General features: G+C 72.1%; 15 protein-coding genes. 4 read left to right on the top strand and 11 right to left on the bottom strand.

Annotated features, from left to right (window positions below):
- The first annotated feature begins 73 nt into the window (after nt 1-73).
- Both JJ691_RS27480 and JJ691_RS27485 read left to right on the top strand, forming a co-directional pair.
- Nucleotides 74-568, top strand: coding sequence for a DUF308 domain-containing protein (locus JJ691_RS27480; RefSeq protein WP_249227054.1), 495 nt, complete (start codon nt 74-76; stop codon nt 566-568).
- 123 nt (nt 569-691) lie between these two features.
- On the top strand, nt 692-1,528 hold the full coding sequence (locus tag JJ691_RS27485) for a MerR family transcriptional regulator (protein WP_306291318.1): 837 nt from the start codon (nt 692-694) through the stop codon (nt 1,526-1,528).
- A 44-nt stretch (nt 1,529-1,572) separates the two neighbouring features.
- On the opposite strand, the gene JJ691_RS27490 is transcribed toward JJ691_RS27485, so the two are convergent.
- The 6 genes from JJ691_RS27490 to JJ691_RS27515 form a co-directional block, all read right to left on the bottom strand.
- The gene (locus JJ691_RS27490) at nt 1,573-2,508 is read right to left on the bottom strand and encodes an ROK family glucokinase (RefSeq protein ID WP_442912784.1); all 936 of its coding nucleotides are present in this window, start codon (nt 2,506-2,508) and stop codon (nt 1,573-1,575) included.
- An 8-nt stretch (nt 2,509-2,516) separates the two neighbouring features.
- Nucleotides 2,517-2,852, bottom strand: a complete 336-nt coding sequence (locus JJ691_RS27495) for a hypothetical protein (RefSeq protein WP_211762513.1) — start codon at nt 2,850-2,852, stop codon at nt 2,517-2,519.
- Complete coding sequence (locus JJ691_RS27500) at nt 2,849-4,045, bottom strand: ArsA family ATPase (RefSeq protein ID WP_211762514.1); 1,197 nt, start codon at nt 4,043-4,045, stop codon at nt 2,849-2,851. Before JJ691_RS27500 ends, JJ691_RS27495 begins: the two co-directional genes overlap by 4 nt.
- Before the next feature lie 2 nt (nt 4,046-4,047).
- Nucleotides 4,048-4,482, bottom strand: a complete 435-nt coding sequence (locus tag JJ691_RS27505; RefSeq protein WP_211762515.1) for an SRPBCC family protein — start codon at nt 4,480-4,482, stop codon at nt 4,048-4,050.
- A 19-nt stretch (nt 4,483-4,501) separates the two neighbouring features.
- The gene (locus JJ691_RS27510; protein WP_211762516.1) at nt 4,502-5,296 is read right to left on the bottom strand and encodes a metallophosphoesterase family protein; all 795 of its coding nucleotides are present in this window, start codon (nt 5,294-5,296) and stop codon (nt 4,502-4,504) included.
- A gap of 522 nt (nt 5,297-5,818) precedes the next feature.
- Complete coding sequence (locus tag JJ691_RS27515) at nt 5,819-6,193, bottom strand: polyketide cyclase / dehydrase and lipid transport (protein ID WP_211762517.1); 375 nt, start codon at nt 6,191-6,193, stop codon at nt 5,819-5,821.
- Nucleotides 6,194-6,280: 87 nt separating this feature from the next.
- Here JJ691_RS27515 and JJ691_RS27520 point away from each other — a divergent pair, with 87 nt between their 5' ends.
- Both JJ691_RS27520 and JJ691_RS27525 read left to right on the top strand, forming a co-directional pair.
- A complete protein-coding gene (locus tag JJ691_RS27520) occupies nt 6,281-8,083 on the top strand; it encodes an AMP-dependent synthetase/ligase (protein ID WP_211762518.1) in 1,803 nt (600 codons plus the stop codon).
- A 214-nt stretch (nt 8,084-8,297) separates the two neighbouring features.
- Nucleotides 8,298-11,012, top strand: a complete 2,715-nt coding sequence (locus JJ691_RS27525; protein WP_211762519.1) for an AfsR/SARP family transcriptional regulator — start codon at nt 8,298-8,300, stop codon at nt 11,010-11,012.
- Here JJ691_RS27525 and JJ691_RS27530 read toward each other — a convergent pair.
- From JJ691_RS27530 to JJ691_RS27550, 5 genes are all read right to left on the bottom strand, one after another.
- Nucleotides 10,981-12,096 carry a glycosyltransferase family 4 protein gene (locus JJ691_RS27530; RefSeq protein ID WP_211762520.1) on the bottom strand — a complete coding sequence of 372 codons (1,116 nt, stop codon included), beginning with the start codon at nt 12,094-12,096 and terminating at the stop codon, nt 10,981-10,983. The two genes, JJ691_RS27525 and JJ691_RS27530, sit on opposite strands and share 32 nt — an antisense overlap.
- Nucleotides 12,097-12,137: 41 nt before the next feature.
- Nucleotides 12,138-13,472 (bottom strand): hypothetical protein, encoded by a 1,335-nt coding sequence (locus JJ691_RS27535; RefSeq protein ID WP_211762521.1) that lies wholly within the window; start codon nt 13,470-13,472, stop codon nt 12,138-12,140.
- A 27-nt stretch (nt 13,473-13,499) separates the two neighbouring features.
- Nucleotides 13,500-14,549: a C40 family peptidase gene (locus JJ691_RS27540; protein ID WP_211762522.1), complete on the bottom strand. Its 1,050-nt coding sequence runs from the start codon at nt 14,547-14,549 to the stop codon at nt 13,500-13,502.
- A gap of 89 nt (nt 14,550-14,638) precedes the next feature.
- Entirely contained in the window at nt 14,639-15,688 is a 1,050-nt protein-coding gene (locus JJ691_RS27545; protein ID WP_211762523.1) for an NlpC/P60 family protein, read from the bottom strand.
- A gap of 306 nt (nt 15,689-15,994) precedes the next feature.
- Nucleotides 15,995-17,359, bottom strand: coding sequence for an NYN domain-containing protein (locus JJ691_RS27550; protein WP_442912453.1), 1,365 nt, complete (start codon nt 17,357-17,359; stop codon nt 15,995-15,997).
- Between the last annotated feature and the right edge of the window lie 55 nt (nt 17,360-17,414).

A 17,414-nucleotide genomic window follows, 5' to 3' on the forward strand; every position in this document is an offset into this window, starting at 1 on the left:
TAGTGATCGAGGAGACGACGCGATCCGGCGCTCTCGTGCGAGGATGGGGGGACCACGTGTGTGGAGGCCGGGTTTGACTGGGCGAGGCAATGCCGATGGGCCGGAGGACGTCGACGCGGCGTTCGCCGAGATCGTCGCGGGCCTGGAGCGGGACGGCGTGGGCATGCGCTGGCCCTCCGACCAGCCCGCGGCCAGACAGGACACCACCGCCGCCGAGGAGACGCGGCCCATCGAGCCGCCGCAGCCTCCCGCCGCGGCCGCGCCGCCGCCCGCCGGCTGGCGCACCAGCGACAAGGAATGGGACTGGGCCGCCGCCTCGGACGAGGAGCACTACGTCCCGCCCGACCCGCCGCCGTTCCCCCGGCCGCGTCCGCTGACCGTGCTGGCGGTGGTGCTGATCGTGATCGGCGTCGGCCTGCTGGCGGTCCCGGCCCTCATCGGCCTGGGGTCCCAGGTCGCCACCCCGCTGGCGATCATCGCGTTGACCAGCGGCGTCGGCTGGCTGCTGCTGCGCATGCGGCACGGCCCCCCGCCCGGATCCGACGACGGCTCCGGCGCCCAGCTCTGACCCCAAACGTCAAGCCCCCAACGTCAGGAAGGGGGCTTTCCTGACGTTGAACGCGCGAAAACGTCCTTTCACGCAGTGGACAGGCCTTGCGTCTCCCCTGAGGGGAGACTGTTGGCTGGAGTGGTGAAGGTGCTCCATTCCATCGGCGAGCTGGCTCGGCTCACCGGCCTGTCGGTCAAGGCGATCCGGTTCTACTCGGACCGCGGGCTCGTGGCCGCCGAGCGCACCTCGGCGGGCCATCGCCGCTACGGTCCCGACGCCGTGGCGAGGCTCGATCTCGTGCGCACGCTACGCGAGCTCGGCCTGGACCTGGCCACGATCCGGCGGGTGCTGGACCACGAGGCGACGCTGGCCGAGGTGGCGGCGGCCCACGCGGAGGCGTTGGCGGCCCGGATCCGGCTGCTGGGCCTGCACCGGGCGGTGCTGCTCGCGGTGGCGGAGCACGGTCGTCTACCCGAGGGGATGACTCTGGTGCACGCCCACCGTCAGCTGATCGACGACTTCCTGCACACCGTGCTGAACGACCCCGGGCTGGACGACCCCGGGATCCGGCGATCGCTGACGCCAGAGCTGCCGGCGAACCCCACCGCCGAGCAGCTGGCGGCCTGGTCGGAACTGCTGGATCTGGTCCAGGACACCGACTTCCGGGCGCGGATGCGACGCCTGGCCGACGACTACGTCTGGGCGACGCCGCCAAGGCGGGACTTGGTAGCGCTGGTGCGAGACAAAGCGGGACCCGCTGCCGCGGCGGGAGTCGACCCGGCGTCGGCCGAGGCCGGCCGGATCGTTGCGGAGGTGACCGCCGGATCGGAGCCGGATCGGCTGGCTCGGCTGGCCGACGCCAACGACCCGCGCCGCGACCGGTACCTGCGGCTGCTGGCCGTGATCAACGGCTGGGCCCCGCCGGTGGACGTCTCGCCGGCGGTGGACTGGTTCCTCCGCGCCCTGAACGCCGCCTAGAGGTGTGTCCGGAAGTGCCCGGGTTTTCCGGGTGTTTCCGGGCATCACCGCTTGGCGATCATCTCCCGGGCCATGGCGGCCGCGCCGACGATGCCGGCGTCGTCGCCGAGCTGGGCGGTGCGGATGCGGGCCAGCGGGCGGTAGCCGGAGCCGGTGACCACGGCGGCGTAGTGCTCGCGGGCGTCGTCGAGGAATAACGGGGCCGACTCGGACACGCCGCCGCCGATGACCACCACCTCCGGGTCGTAGACGTCGGCGACCAGCGCCAGCCCCTCCCCCAGCCACTTGGCCAGGTCGGCCAGCGCCCGCTGGGCGATGGGGTCGCCGTCGCGGGCCGCCCCGGCGACCTTCCGGCCGGTCACCCGCCGCTCGTCACCGGCGGCCTCCCGGGCCAGCACGGTCGACGCGCCAGGGTGCCTGGCCATCAGCTCGATGGCGGTGGCGGTCAGCGCCGTGCCACTGCAATACCGCTCCCAGCAGCCCTTCTTGCCGCACGGGCAGGGCCGGCCGTTGGGCACCACCCGCAGGTGGCCCAGCTCCGGGGCGACGCCGTAGGCGCCGCGGAAGACCTCGCCGTCGATCAGCAGCGCGCCGCCAATGCCGGTGCCGAGGGCGACCATGACCGCGACCTTCGCGCCGCGGGCCGCCCCGAACCGGTGCTCGGCCAGGGCTGCCGCGTTCGCGTCGTGCTCCAGCACGACCGGCAGCCCCAGCCGCTGGGTCATCGCCTTGGCCACCGGCGAGTCCCGCCAGGCCAGGTGCGGCGCGAACCGCACCGACATCCGGTCCTCGGTGACGAAGCCGGCGACCGCCAGGCCGACCGCGCTGATCTTGTGGCGGGCGCTCAGTTCCTCGACGGCACAGGCGATCGCGTCCTCCAGCGGCGCGCCGCCGGCGGGCGTGGGCGCGCGGGTGGTGTCGAGCACGGCACCACGGGAATCCACGACGCCCGCCCGAACACTGGTCCCGCCGACGTCGATGCCGACGGTCAGCAAGGGTCCTGCCCACGCCGGCGAACGGTGATCTTCTGCACCCGCGGCGGCGCCTGCGGCTCATCGGCCGGGGCCGGCTCGGGGCGCTGCTGCTGCAACGCCATGCGCAGCACGGCCAGCAGGCCGGCGGCGTGCTCGGCAGCCTTGGCCGCCATCTCCGAACGCTCACCCCTGACCACGGCCGCGACCGCGCACACCGGGCACCAGTCGCAGGTGGTGGGGTCGTGCTCGGTGCCGTCCGCGGCGATCCGCGCCAGCCACGGCTCGGCCTTCTCGGCCACGGCGTCGATCAGCAGCCGCAGCTCCTCGGCGATCCTGTCCTGTCCGCTCACCGCATCCACAACCTTGGATCCGGTTCGAAGTCGACGAGCAGCCCGCCGTCGACGATCTCGGCCCCGGTCACCTCGCACCGGCGCAGCGCCGCCGGCAGCGCCACCAGCCGCCGCCGGCCGTCCACGGTGATCGCCAGTTCGTCGTCCACCCGGGCCAGGTCCAGGTCCGCGTCGACGTCCAGCGGGAACGACACCCGGAGCTGGTAGCCGACGTTCGAGGCGGTCACCGACAGCAGCGGCTCGGCCGTTGTCGTCGACACGGCCAGCGGGTCGCCCTCGGGATAGAGTTCCTGGGCCAGCTCCAGCAGCGCCGGCACGCCCACCGGCTCGCACGCGCGGTAGCCGACCGTCTGCACCGGCACCTCGGCCGCCCGCAGCTCGGCCAGCACCGTGTCCTGCTCGGCTCGCCTCGTGCGCAGCCAGCTCGCCGCCGCGCCCCGGCCGGCAGCAGCGTCCGGCAGCAGCCGGTTGGCGACCAGGCCGTCAACGCGAATCCCTTGCAGGGCAAGGGCAGTCAGCGTGCGGCGGGTCTCGGCGGCGACGACTCGTTCCGGCGTGAGCACCAGGCGGACGCTGGTCCGCTCCTGGTCCACGAGCAGCGAGCGCACCGCCTCCAGGTGCTCGGCCAGCCGACCGATCGCGTCCGCCGCGGCGTCCCAGCGGGCCGGCGCCGCGCTGCCGGCAACCCCGGCGAGCAGGCCGCGGACCACGCGCCGGTGCGTCGGGAACAGGCGCTCCAGGTAGTTGCCGACCGCCTCCGGCAGCGCAAGCAGACGCAGCGTCTCGGCCGTCGGTCCACAGTCGACGATCACCGCGTCCCACGGGCCGGTGGTGGCCAGGCGGTGCACCTCGGCCAGCGCCAGCAGCTCCTCGACGCCCGGCAGCGCGGTCAGCTCCTCGGCCGCCAGCTCGTCAATGCCCGCGCCGGCCAGCAGCGTGCGCAGGTGGCCGCGCATGTCCTCCCAGGCACCGTCCACCAGCCGCCGGGTGTCGATCTGCGCGCCGTACAGGCCCGTGTCCAGTTCGGACGGTCGCGGGCCCAGTTCGGCGCCGAACGCGTCGGCCAGCGAGTGCGCCGGATCAGTGGACACCACCAGCGCCTTGCGGCCGGCCGCCACCGTCGCGGCGGCCGTGGCCGCGGCAAGGGTGGTCTTGCCGACCCCACCCTTGCCGGTGAACAGCAGTACCCGCACGCTCAGCTCAGGCCCTCGACGCGGCGCTTGAGCTCCTTGAGCGCGGTGTCCATGACCACCTTCTCCGCCTTGCGGCGCAGCATGCCGATCATCGGGATGCCCAGCTCGACCGAGAGCGTGTAGGTGACCTTGGTGCCGCCCCCGCCCGGCTCCAGCACGTAGCTGCCGCGCTGCGACTTCTGCATCTGGCCCTTGACCAGGCGCCAGCTGACCGAGTTGGCCGCCCATGTGTACTCGAGCGTGTACTCGTCCTTGATCACGCCCTGGTCCAGCTGGAAGCGCACCTGCTCGGCGCGGCCGTCGGCGCCGGTGGACAGCACCTCGGTCGTCTTCATCGCGTTCGCCCATTGCGGGTACGCGGCGAAATCCGCGATCACATCCAGGATCCGCGCCGGCTCGGCGTCGATCACGATGGACTGGGTGGACTCGTCGGCCATGCGCGCAGGTTACCCGCACTCAGAACCGCAGCACGTACGGCGTGCCCGTCCGCTGGAAGTGGCCGACGTTCACGCACTCCGTGCGGCCGATCCGCATCCGGCGGGCCAGCGGCTGGTGCACGTGACCGAACAGCGACCAGCGGGGACCGGCCCGGTGGATCAGCTCCAGCAGGCTGGTCGAGCCCATCTCCGGTCGGCGGGCCACCACGTCGTAGGTCAGTTCCGGGGCTGCCGGCGGCACGTGCGAGCACAGGATGTCCACATCGTCCGGCAGCCTGTCCGTCGCCGCCTTCATGTCCCGCTCGTACCGCAGATACGGCCGCCACACCCCGTTGTTGCGCAGCACCGCGTCGTCCGGCAGCAGCGCCCCGCCCACGAACGCCGCCTTCAGGCCGCCGATCTCCGCCGTCTCCCCGTCCAGGATGTGGACACCGTCGTTCGCGAACTCCGGCCACAGCTCGGGCGCGTCCACGTTGCCCGGGGTGGCGTAGGTCGGCACCGTCATCGCCGTGAACAGCTTCTTGTACTGGTCCCGGATCGCTTCCCGGACCACTCCCGCCGCGTCCGTGCCCAGGTCCCGCCACATGCCCCGGACGAACGCGATCGACTCCGGCGTACGCGGGCCCCGGCGGTACCGGGCGAACTCCGCCACCTTGTCCGCTCCGAAGACCGCGCCCATGATCCCCGACCCGTGGTCGTGGTAGTCGACGAAGTCGAGCAGGTCGCCCAGCACCACCAGGGCGTCCGCGCCGACAGCGGCGCGGGCCAGGGCCTCGGCATTGCCATGGACGTCTGACACCACGTGAACCCGCACAGCACAACCCTACGGCCTGACAACGGGGTCAACCCCTCGTCTCCGCATTGTGGACAACTCCGGCGCCGTCCACAGGCCGCCCCATTGAAGATCATCCAGGCCCGAGCGCCGATAGGCTGGCAGCGGGGCCGGCCCCCGGGTTGGGCGGGGGTTGTGGTTAGGCGGGGGTTGTGGTTAGGCGGGGGTTGTGGTTAGGCGGGGGTTGTGGTTAGGCGGGGGTTGTGGTTAGGCGCGGGGATCGTGGCTTGGCCGTGCGGCGGATGAGACTCGTGGAACGGATCATTTGACTGCCGTGCCCCACCTGAGTGGCTCATATGACTCCGGAGCGCTGCCCGAAACCATGTGAGTGGCTCACTTGGCCCCTGGACCTATATGAGCCACTTATGTGCCTCCCCAGGGTCATGCTCGGAGCCATGTGAGTGGTGCAGTTGAGTGCTGGTCTCAAATGAGCCACTCACGTAGAACGGGGCTTGCCGGCCCGAGCCAAATGAGCCACTCACGTGCGGCACGCGGCGGCAGACCTCAGGGGGCGATACCAGGCGCGCGGCCGGCCTCCAGCAGCAGCTTGAGGTCCAGGGCGACGGACTTGGCGGCCACCTGGCGGGAGCGGATGGCGGCGAGCTGGTCCTTGGGGCGGCGGAAGGGGGCGGGTGGGTCGGCGCGGAGGAAGTAGTGCAGCAGGGTGCCGTCCAGGACGGGCTCCAGCCAGACCTCCATGGTGCCGGTCAGCGCCCCCTGCACGGTCCAGCGGATGCCGGCGTCACCACGGTCGACGTAGACTGAAAGGCGCAGGTCAGGCCAGAAGCGGGGCCAGTTGGCGCGGTCGGAGAAGACGGCGGCGAGGGCCGCCGGGGGGACAACGAGGAAGGTCTCGTCGACAACGTCAACCGCGGGCATGGCGGGCAGCGTGCCACTGGGCTGGTGTTGACACCAAACGGCACAGTAAGTTCCTCGCCAGTAACAACGGAGTTCCGGAGGTTGATCGTGCGCGAGTTCAGCGTCCCCGCCACCGCCGCGGTGGCCGACGACGAGAACCTCACCGACATGGTGCAGGCGAACGCCGAGCGCTTCGCGACGGCGATCGGGCTCCGGCGGCGGGTGGACGGCACCTGGGTGGACGTGACCACCCGGCAGTTCGCGGACGAGGTCGCCGCGGTGGCGAAAGGCCTGGTCGCGGCCGGTCTGCAGCCCGGCGACCGGATCGGCCTGATGTCGAAGACCCGCTACGAGTGGTCGCTGCTGGACTTCGCGATCTGGTCGGCCGGCCTGGTCTCGGTGCCGATCTACGAGACGTCCTCGCCGGACCAGGTGGAGTGGATCCTGTCCGACTCGGCCGCGAAGGCGGCGATCGTCGAGACGACGGCCCACCGGGCGGCGCTGGACGGGGTCACGGCCAGGCTGCCGGAGCTGGGCAACGTCTGGCAGATCGACAGTGACTCTGGTCACGACGCGGTGGACGAGTTGGTGGCCAAGGGCCGCGACATCACCGACGACCAGCTGCGCGCGGCCCGCAAGGGCGTGAAGGCCTCGGACACGGCCACGCTGATCTACACCTCGGGCACCACGGGCCGGCCGAAGGGCTGCGAGCTCACGCACAGCAACTTGCTCTCGGAGCTGCGCTCGGCGATGGCGGCGTTCCCGGAGCTGATGCAGCCGGGCCACTCGGTGCTGCTGTTCCTGCCGCTGGCGCACGTGCTGGCCCGGGTCATCGCGCTGTCCTCGATCTACGCCCGCGTCACCCTCGGCCACACCCCGGACGTCCGCAACCTGGTCCCGGACCTGGCCTCGTTCCGCCCGGACTTCGTGCTGGCGGTGCCGCGCGTGTTCGAGAAGGTCTACAACACGGCCAAGCAGCGCGCCCACGCCGAGGGAAAGGGCCGCATCTTCGACGCCGCCGAGCAGACGGCGGTGGCCTACAGCCAGGCCCTGGACAACGGCGGCCCCGGCCTGGGCCTGCGGATCAAGCACGCGGTGTTCGACCGCCTGGTCTTCAGCCGGCTGCGCTCGGCGCTGGGCGGCCGCTGCGACGCGGCGGTCTCCGGCGGCGCGCCGCTGGGCGAGCGGCTGGCCCACTTCTTCCGCGGCATCGGCGTGCCGGTGCTGGAGGGCTACGGCCTGACCGAGACCAGCGCGGCGGCCTGCGTGAACACCCGCGCCGCCTACAAGGTCGGCACGGTCGGCCGGCCGGTGGCCGGCACCGCGGTCCGGATCGCCGACGACGGCGAGATCCTGATCAAGGGCCCAATCGTGTTCCAGGGCTACTGGCACAACCCGGAGGCCACCGGCCAGGCGCTGACCGACGGCTGGTTCCACACCGGCGACATCGGCGAGCTGGACAGCGAGGGCTTCCTGCGGATCACCGGCCGGAAGAAGGAGATCATCGTCACGGCCGGCGGCAAGAACGTCTCGCCGGCGGTGCTGGAGGACCGGCTGCGGGTGCACCCGCTGATCAGCCAGTGCATGGTGGTCGGCGACAAGCAGCCGTTCATCGGCGTGCTGATCACCATCGACCCCGAGTTCTTCCCGGACTGGCTGGCCAACAACAACAAGCCGACCGACGCGACGGTGGCCGGCATGATCGACGACCCGGACCTGAACCGGGAGATCCAGGCCGCGGTGGACGAGGCCAACAAGGCGGTGTCCAAGGCCGAGTCGATCCGCAAGTACCGCATCCTGCCGGTGGACTTCACCGAGGCCGGCGGCGAGATGACGCCCAGCCTGAAGCTGCGCCGCAACGTGGTGGCCAAGACCTACGCCGAGGACATCGCGCGGATCTACGCCAAGTAGCGACTGTGACGGGTGGCCCGCGAGTCAGACTCGCGGGCCACCCGACCCCCAGAGTCGCAGCTCGATGCGCGCTTCCCCACGCGTCACCGGCTCGCGCCACCTGCGCCGGTCCTGCCCCAGACCAGCACTCGCTCCAGCCTTCACCAGGCCGCTCACGTATCACTGTCGCCACCGATCCGGACAAGTGGTCGGTCACGCCCCCTAGGCTGCACGCATGCTGGCAGGAAGTCCCCAGTACCGGTTGCTGGGCCCGTTGCAGGTCCTGGTCGACGGCCGTGAGGTGACGGTGTCCGCGGCCAAGCACCGGGTCCTGCTGGCGACACTGCTGCTCAAGGCCAACCATCCCGTCACCCTGGACACGATCGCCGAACACCTGTGGGACGGGAGCCCGCCGAGCGGCGCGCGAGGCACCGTCCGCGCCTACGTGATGCGGTTGCGGAATCTGCTCGGCTCCGCCGACACGATCGTCACCGCACCCGCCGGCTACGTGATCAAGGTCGAGCCCGCGCAATTCGACCTGCTGCGCGTGCGGGAACTGCTGACCCGGCCGGACGGCGTGCGGGAGGCCTGGGCGCTGTGGCGCGGGCCGGCACTGGTCGACATCCCCTCGGACTCCCTGCACCGGCAGGAGGGGCCCGCGCTCGAAGAACTTCGGCTGCAGGTGTTGACCCGCCGGGTCGAGTCGGACCTCGCCGAGGGTCGACACGTCGAGCTGAGCGCCGAACTGGTGGGAGCCGTCGCCGAGTACCCACTGCACGAAGGATTGGCCGGCCAGCTCATGCTGGCGCTGTATCGCAGCGGTCGGGCGGCTGAGGCGTTGGAGCGGTACGCGCGGCTGCGCCACCGCCTCGCCGAGGACCTCGGCACGGACCTCGGCGCCGAGATTCAGCGCCTGCACCGGCAGATCCTGACCGACGACCCGGCGCTGTCGCTGTCGTCAGCGGCGCCGGTCCCCCGCCAGCTGCCGGCCGCGCCGCGCCGTTTCACCGGACGCGTCCGTGAACTGGCCGAACTCGGCGAGGGCGGCGCGTTTGTCATCTCCGCGATCGGCGGCGTGGGTGGCGTCGGCAAGACGTATCTGGCATTGCACTGGGCGCACCGCCACGGGCACAGCTTCCCCGACGGGCAGCTGTACGTGAACCTGCGCGGCTTCGATCCGGCCGGCCCGCCGATGGACCCATCGGTGGCGCTGCGGTCCTTCCTCATCGCCCTCGGCGTCGACGCCGGCGCGATTCCCCGCGGGTTGGACGCCCAGAGCGGGTTGTTCCGGAGCATGGTGGCCGACAAGCGGCTGCTGGTCGTGTTGGACAACGCCCGCGACAGCGACCAGGTGATCCCGCTGCTGCCCGGCGGCACCAGCTGCACGACGGTGATCACCAGTCGGAACCGGCTGGCGACGCTGGTCGTCAGCCATGGTGCGACGCTGCTGAGTCTGGACGGCCTGGCCCCGGACGAGGCTCGGCAGCTGCTCGTCGCCTGGCTGGGCGCCAACCGGGTCGAAGCCGAGCCGGACGCGGTGGCCGAGCTGGTCGACTGCTGCGGCGGCCTGCCCCTGGCGTTGGGCATCGTGGCCGCGCGGGCGTTGGCCGAACCCGCCACCCCGCTCGCCGAGACGGCCCGGCAGCTGCGGGCCAGCACCCCGTTGGACGCGCTCGACGGCGGCGAGCTCGGCGTGAACCTGCGGGCCGTGTTCGAGTGCTCGTACCGGGCTCTCTCGCCGTCGGCGGCGGAGGTGTTCCGGCTGCTCGGGGTCGCGCCCGGGCCGGACATCAGCCTGGCCGCGGCGCGAAACCTCACCGGTCGCGACACCGCCGAACTGGACGAGCTGGACCGGGCTCACCTCGTGCAACGGTCGGGAGACCGCTACCGCATGCACGACCTGGTCCGCCGCTACGCCGCCGAGCAGGCCGCCGGCGTCGACACGTCGACCGCGGTGCACCGGCTGGTCGACTTCTACATGCAGACTCTGCGCGGCTGCATGGCGTTGCTGGACCTGGCTCCGCCGCAGGCCGACTACACGGATCCCCTCGACGGCTGCCGTCCGTTGCCGATCGCGGACGCGAGCTCGGCGCTGGCCTGGTTCGCCACCGAGCAGCACAACATGCGCGCGGCCCAGGAGATGTCCGCGGAGGTCGGCTGGCACGAGCACGTCTGGCTGATGGCCTGGTGCCGCAAGGACGTGCACTACCGCCTCGGGCTGCTCCAGGAGGAGCGCGCATCGTGGCAGCTGGCCCTCACCGCGGCCGAACACCTGGCCCGGAAGCCGCTGGTGATCACGGCGCACCGCCTGCTCGGCCTGGCGAACATCCACGCGGAGGCCGGCGAGACGGCCAGCGCGCTGCGCCATCTGCGACAGGCACTCGACCTGGCCGAACAGACCGGCGACCTCGCCGAGCAATCACGAGTCCACCAGGGCCTGAGCGTGGTGTACGACCACGAGGGCGACCACAACACCGCGTTGTGGCACGCCGTGCGCCACTACGAGATCTTCGCGAAACTCGGCGACACGTTCCGTGGGAGCCGGGCCCTGAACGCGGTGGGGTGGTGCCGAGCCCTCACCGGCGACCTGGCGGGCGCCCGAGCGGACTGTCTGGCGGCCCTCGATCTTCAGCAGAAGGGCAACGACCTGGACGGCATGGCGGCGACGCTCGACAGCCTCGGCTTCATCGCGCACCGGCTCGGCGACAGTCACCAGGCACTGGACTACTTCGGCCAGGCGCTGACCATCTTTCGCGACATCGGCAACCGCTATCAGGGGGCGGACACCCTGCTCAACATCGGCGACGTCCATCGGGATCTCGGCGCCCCCGCGGAGTGTCGACGGTTCTGGCGGGAGGCGCTCGCGCTCTACCGGTCGCAGCACCGGACGGCCAAGGTCGAACTGGTCGAGCAGCGGCTCAGGGAGTTGGGGGACGACGGCCGTCGATGAGGGCGGCGAGCTTGGTGGCCCTGTCGTCCCAGCGCCAGGAGGTGGCCATCCACTCACGGCCGGCGGCGCCCATCTTGGCCGCCAGATCGCGGTTGAGCAGCAGGTCGGCGAGGGTGTGGGCCAGCTCGTCACGGGAGGCGACGTGGCCGGTGACGCCCTCACGGACGGCTTCGGGCGCGCCGCCGGCGGGGCCGGCGACGACGGGCAGGCCGGTGGCGGCGGCCTCCAGGTAGACCAGGCCGAGGCCTTCGACGTCGAGCCCGCGGCCCAGGGTTCGGCACGGCATGGCGAAGACGTCGCCGGCGGCGTAGTAGGCCGGCAGCTCCTCGGCGTGGACCTCGCCGACGAACACGATGCTCTTGCCGACGGCGTCGGCCAGGGTGCTCAGCCTGCTGCCGTCGGGGCCGTCGCCGACCAGCACGAGCGTGGCGTCCGGGACCCGTTCGCGGATCTTGGGCATGGCCCGGATCAGGTCGTCCTGACCCTTGCGCCGCACCAGACGGGACACGCAGAGGATCACCGGCCGGTCGGACAGGCCGTGCCGGGCGCGGATGAACTCCCGGGCGGCCGGGTCGGGCTTGAACACGGTGATGTCGACGCCGGCGGCCAGGTGCTCCAGGGCGGCGCGGGGGCCGAGGGCACCGGCGATGCGGGCGCGGGTGTAGCGGCTGACGAAGGTGACCACGTCGGCGGTGTCGCCGATGCGGCGCAGCGCCTGCCGCGCCCCGGGCACCATGGACCAGCCGACCTCGTGCCCGTGCGTGCTGGCGACGATCCGATCGACCGACAGGTGCGGCCCCATCAGCCCCAGCGGTGCGGCCGCACCGAACCACACGGCGTCGCAGCGCTCGGACCGCAGCACGCCGGCCACCCGCCGGTGCGTGTCGGGCGAGGGCAGCAGCAGCGGATCGGGGTGGCGCACCACCGGGAACGGCTGCCGGGCGTCGAACGCGTCGCTGCCCGGCCACGCCGGGGCGTACACCACGAGGTCGCCGCCGAGCAGACCGGCCAGCGCGTGCAGGTAGTACTGGATGCCACCCGGGCGCGGCGGGAAGTCGTTGGTCACCAACAGCGTCCTGCGCACCGGGCCACGTTACCCGGCCGGCCCGACAAGATCGGACAAGATCAGATGTTCCGGCGCAGGTAGTCCTGCCAGCCGGCGACCAGCCCGGCCTTGTCCACGCCCAGCACGTCGTGCAGCGCCACGTCCACGTCGGCTCCCGGGGGCCCGCCGGCGATCCGCAGGTAGAGCGTGACCAGCGCGTGCTGGCCGAAGGTGTCGGCGATGAACGAGGTCAGCGTCCACGCCTCGTCGTAGGCCAGGTTGATCTTCTCGCCGCTGGCCGCGAAGTCGCCGTTGGCCGGCAGGTCGGTCGGCGGCGTGCCGTCCTTGACCAGGTCGGCCACGTCGGCCGCGCCCAGCGACAGCGGGATGCCGCTGTCCCGGTAGCCGACGTAGTTGGCGAAGCCCTCCAGCATCCACATCGCCGTGCCGTCCACGGTGTAGCCGCGGGCGGCGATGTGGGTCATCTCGTGCCGCAGCACCACCCGCAGCGACGCCACCGGCATCTTGTCGGCGTTGTCGGGATTGAGCACCACCCGCTGCCCGACGGCGGTGTGGCTGCTGTTGTCGACCCGGTCGGCGACGGCCACCGCCGCGATGGAGTCGACCGCGAACTCGGGGCCCACGAACGCCTTCAGCTCGTCCTCGGAGTCCGGCACCAGCACCGCGACCTCGTGCGGCCATGGCTGGTCCCACACGGCGTTCACGGCGGCCACGTCGGAGTCCAGCTCGCGGGAGATCCTGGTGGCGAGGTCGTTGTTGTCGGGATGGGCCAGCACCAGCCCGGACGTGGTGCGCAGCGCCGTCACGGGGCCGAAGTCCCACGGCCCGCGCCAGGTCTGCCGCGTGGTCAGCGTGTCCGAGGCGAGGTACCACTTCGCGCCGTGCCGGGCGAACAGGTAGCCCATCGGCTTGCTCGTCGGATCCCGGTCCACCGCGTCCAGCGCGTAGTCCAACTGCACGCCCGGGGCCCACAGCTCATCGGCCGGGAACGCCTTCGCGGGCACGGCGGTGACGTCGGTCGGATCGACGTCGTACGACCAGACCGACAGCGGCACGTTGGCGAGGTTGTCGAACATCGCCGTCTGCGCGTCCCGGAACTGCTGGGACGCGGACGGGTCGACCGTGGCCAGGAAGGCCGCGCGATCCCGGTGCAGCACCGCGGTCGCCCGGTCCCGCAAGAGAGTCTGTATCTCGGTGAGCCGCGTCTCGGGTGGCGTCGGCGCGCCCTGGCCGGTCGCGGCCCGGTCGGCCAGCCCGGTCGGCCCGCCGATGGAATGCTGGGCGGCCGGACCCGGCCCGGTGGTGGGCTGCCCGACGAGCAGGACCACGCCACCGAGCAGCGTCACGGCGATCGCCGCGACCAGCCATGCCCTGAACCGGGCCGCTCCGGTCACGGCTTGAGACTAGACCTCAGTCAGGCCTCAGCCGGCCAGGCGCTTGGCGCCGAAGTAGTCCGACATGACCGACAGCGACACGACCTTCACCGGCTCGCCTTGCGTCGGAGCGTGCACCATCTGGGTCGGGCTGACCATCATGCCGACGTGGTAGATGTTCGACGCCGTGCTGCCGAAGAACACCAGGTCACCGGCCTGGAGCGCGCTGCGGGCCACCGACACGCCGACGGTGTACTGGGCCGCGGCCGAGCGCGGGATGCTGACACCGGCCTGGCGCCAGGACCACTGCATGAGGCCGGAGCAGTCGAAGCCGACGCCCTCGCTCTCGCCACCCCACTGGTACATCACGCCACGCTGGCTTAGAGCCGCGTCCATGGCCGCGCCGGCCGCGCCGGCCGGGCCGATGAACGTGCCCATGTCGCCGGCCGCGCCGAGGGCGGCCTTGGCGGAGGCGCTGAGCTTGGCCACGGCGGCCTTGGCGTCGGCGACGGCCTTGTCCGCGGCGTCCTTCTTGGTCTGCAGGTCGGCCAGGATCTTCTGCGCCGCGTCGGACGCGTCCTGGGCCTTCTTCTGCGCGTCGGTGGCCTTGGCCTTGGCGTCCGAGGCCTGCTTGACCGCGCTGTCATAGGTGTCGAGCACGGAGGCGTTCTGCGAGGCCAGCATCTGCAACGCGCTGGACTGGTCCAGGAAGTCCTGCGCGGACTTGCCGGTCAGTAGGGCGGAGAGCTGGGTGAACTGCGCACCGTCGAAGGCGGCCGCCGCGACCTGGTCGACCTGGCCGCGGAACTGCTCCTCCTTGGCCTGGGCGTCGGCCAGCTGCTTGCCGTACGTCTGGATGTCGGCGTTGGCCTTGGCCAGATCGGCCTGCTTGGCCGCCAGGTCGTCCTTGGCCGCGAGGTACTGCTGCCCGATCTGGTCGGCCTGCGCGGTCTGCTGCTCGACCTGCTTCTGGGCGTCCTGCGCGTTGCTGGGGGTGGGGTCTGCGACCGCCGCGCCGGGGTTGAGGCTCACCACCGCGGTCACGGCCGAGAGGGCCACCGCACCACGAACCGCATGTCTGAGTTTGTTGGCCACCACGTCCCGCAGGGTACCGACCGGGTGAATGCGCGAGGCCGGCACCCCACGCGGGTGCCGGCCTCGTGCCCGTTGGCCCAGCTCGTCCGTTATCAGCCCACGATGCGCTTCGCGCCGAAGATGTCCGAGCCCGAGTTGCCGATCGGCACGATCTTGACGACCTCGCCCTCGGTCGGGGCGTGCACCACCTTGCCGTCGCCGACGTACATCGAGACGTGGTGGATGGCCGAGGCGCCGCCGCTGCTGTAGAAGATCAGGTCGCCCGGCTGGAGCGCGTTCATCGAGACGGCCTTGCCGACGGTGTACTGCGCGGCCGCCGAACGCGGCAGGGTGACGCCGGCCTTGGCGTAGGACCACAGCATCAGGCCGGAGCAGTCGAAGCCGGCCGGCGTGGTGCCACCCCAGACGTAGGGCACGCCGCGCTCGCCGACCGCCGCGTCCATCGCGACGCCGGCCGCGCCGGGCGGGCCCAGGAACACGCCCATGTCGCCGGCCCCCGCGAGCAGGCCCTTGGCCTTCGCGTCGAGCTGGTTGAAGGCCGACTGGGCCTTCTCCTTGGCGGTGTCCGCGTCCTTCTTCTTCTGGTCCAGGTCGGCCAGGATCTTCTGGGCCGCGTCCGCCGCGGCCTGCGACTTCTGCTGCGCGTCGGCGGCCTTGGCCTTCGAGCTGTTGGCCGTCTTGATCGCGTTGTCGTAGCCGTCCATCACGGCCGCGTTCTGCTGGGCCAGGAACTGGAGCTCGCTGGACTGGTCCAGGAAGTCCTGGGCCGACTTGCCGGTCAGCAGCGCGGACAGCTGGGTGAACTGGACGCCGGTGTAGGCGGCCGACGCGAGCTGGTCGACCTGCCCGCGGTACTGGTCCTCCTTGACCTGCGCGTCCTTGGCCTGCTGGGTGAACGTCTGGATGTCGGCGGTGGCCTTGGCGACGTCGGCCTGCTTGGCCTTCAAGTCGTCCTGGGCCGCCATATAGGCTTCCTGGGCCTTCTCCGCGACCTCAGCGGCCGCATCCAGCTGGGACTTCGCGTCCTGGAGGTTGGACGGTGGATCGGCGACGGCGGACCCGGGGTTCAGGCCGACGACGGTGGCCACGGCCGTGAGGGCGATGGCACCCCGCACCACGTGCTTGAGTCGGTTCGACGCCACGTCGGTGGTGTCTCCTTCGAGGTAGATCCCGACACGCGGTCGATCCCCCGACAGGTCGACACGGACGGTGACCCCGCGTCGCCGGTCTGGTCGGCCGGCTGGCCGCCGCAAGGTCTCGGGTAGGTTACGAGGGGAGGTTCGGTCCGTCCACCCGCCGTGACGATGGCGACCGATGAGCGGTCGTGCTCACTCGTTCGGAGCATCACACCGGGTACTCCCCGCCGTCCACGTTGACCTGGCGTGAATCCCGTTCGGCGCGAACCGAGATCCACTCACCGAATCGGCAGGTCGAGGGGGTTTAACTCTTCACACTCGGACGAGTCGGGCCAGCAGCACCGCCGAGGGCACCGGATGCGCGCCGCGGCGGCGCACCGAGTCCGCCACCGCGCGGTCGGACGTGACAACAACCACAGGGCGTCCCTCGGGCTCGGCCGTCACCAGGGCCCTGATCACGTCGTCGGCGAGCACGCCCGGGTCGGAGAACAGGACACGCACGCCACGCGGGGCCGCCGACGGCACCGCCACCACGCCCGCGCCGTCGAACACCACCGTGACCTCGGCCCCGGTTCTGGCCGCCAGCACCGCCATCTGGTGCACCAGCCGGTCCCGTTGGTCGGACAGCGGCAGCTCCGGGTAGCCGGTCTTGGTCACGTTGTAGCCGTCCACGACCATGTGCACCGTCGGCAGGGCCAGCAGCCGGTCCAGCGCCGCCGGGTCCTCGACCCGGCCCACCGTGCCCTGCGCCGCCGTCGCGCCGCGCACCATGTCCGCCGGGCGCGGGCCCGTGCCGCCGCCGATCGCCAGTTCGCGGCGCAGGCCGGTGACCGCGCCGTCCAGGGTGTCCACCAACAGCGCCAGCCGGACCTCGTCGGCCTGGCGGGCCTCGCGGGCCGACTGGCGGGCGATCTCCGCGTCGTTCTCCGCGCGGCGGGCCTTGGCCCGCTCCGTCTCGGCCCGCTCGCGTTCCCGGTCCCGCTCCGCGGTCATGGCCTTGACCTCGGCCAACGCCTCCGTGCGGACCTTCTCCGCCTCGGCCATCGCGCTGTCCGCCCGGTCCCGGGCCTCACGCAGCTTCACGCCCTGTTCCCGCAACCGCTTGCGCAGCCGCTCCAACTCCGCGTCCCGCTCCTGGAGGACCTTGGCCTCCGCGCCCTGACTCGCGTCCAACTCGTCCTGCGCCCGGCGCAGCTCCACCTCCGCGCGCTGGGCCTTGGTCACCGCCGCGTCCCGCTCCGCGCGCAGCTGCGCCTCGCCGACCCGTCTGGCCACCAGCTCCACGAAGTGCACCGCCGTCGGCTCGCCCAGCAGCACCGCCGCGGCAGCCGCCGCCACCGGGTCCGGCGCCGTCGCGTCCAGGGCCGCCGGCCGGTGCTCGCGGCACCACTCCACCACCGCCGTGCGGAACGCCGGCACGTCACGCAGGCCCGCGATCAGCGCCGCCCCGCCCAGCCGGGCCCGTTTGGCCGGCGCGAACCGCGCCACCGCCTTCACCTGCTGCGGGATGTCCACCCGGGCCAGCACGCCCACCGCGTCCGCGCTGATCTCGGCCAGCCGGCCCCGCACCGGGTCCGGCAACGCCGACCAGTCCACAGTGGACTGATCATCGCCACCGTCCACGGCGGACAGCTCGGGCCCCTGACCCGGCTCATCGGCTTCGGCTGACGCGGACACCCTCACAGGCTAGTAGGTGCCGCCCCACCCGGCTGACAGGGAATCGCCCCACACG

The sequence above is a fragment of the Kutzneria sp. CA-103260 genome (assembly GCF_018263855.1).
GTDB lineage: Bacteria > Actinomycetota > Actinomycetes > Mycobacteriales > Pseudonocardiaceae > Kutzneria.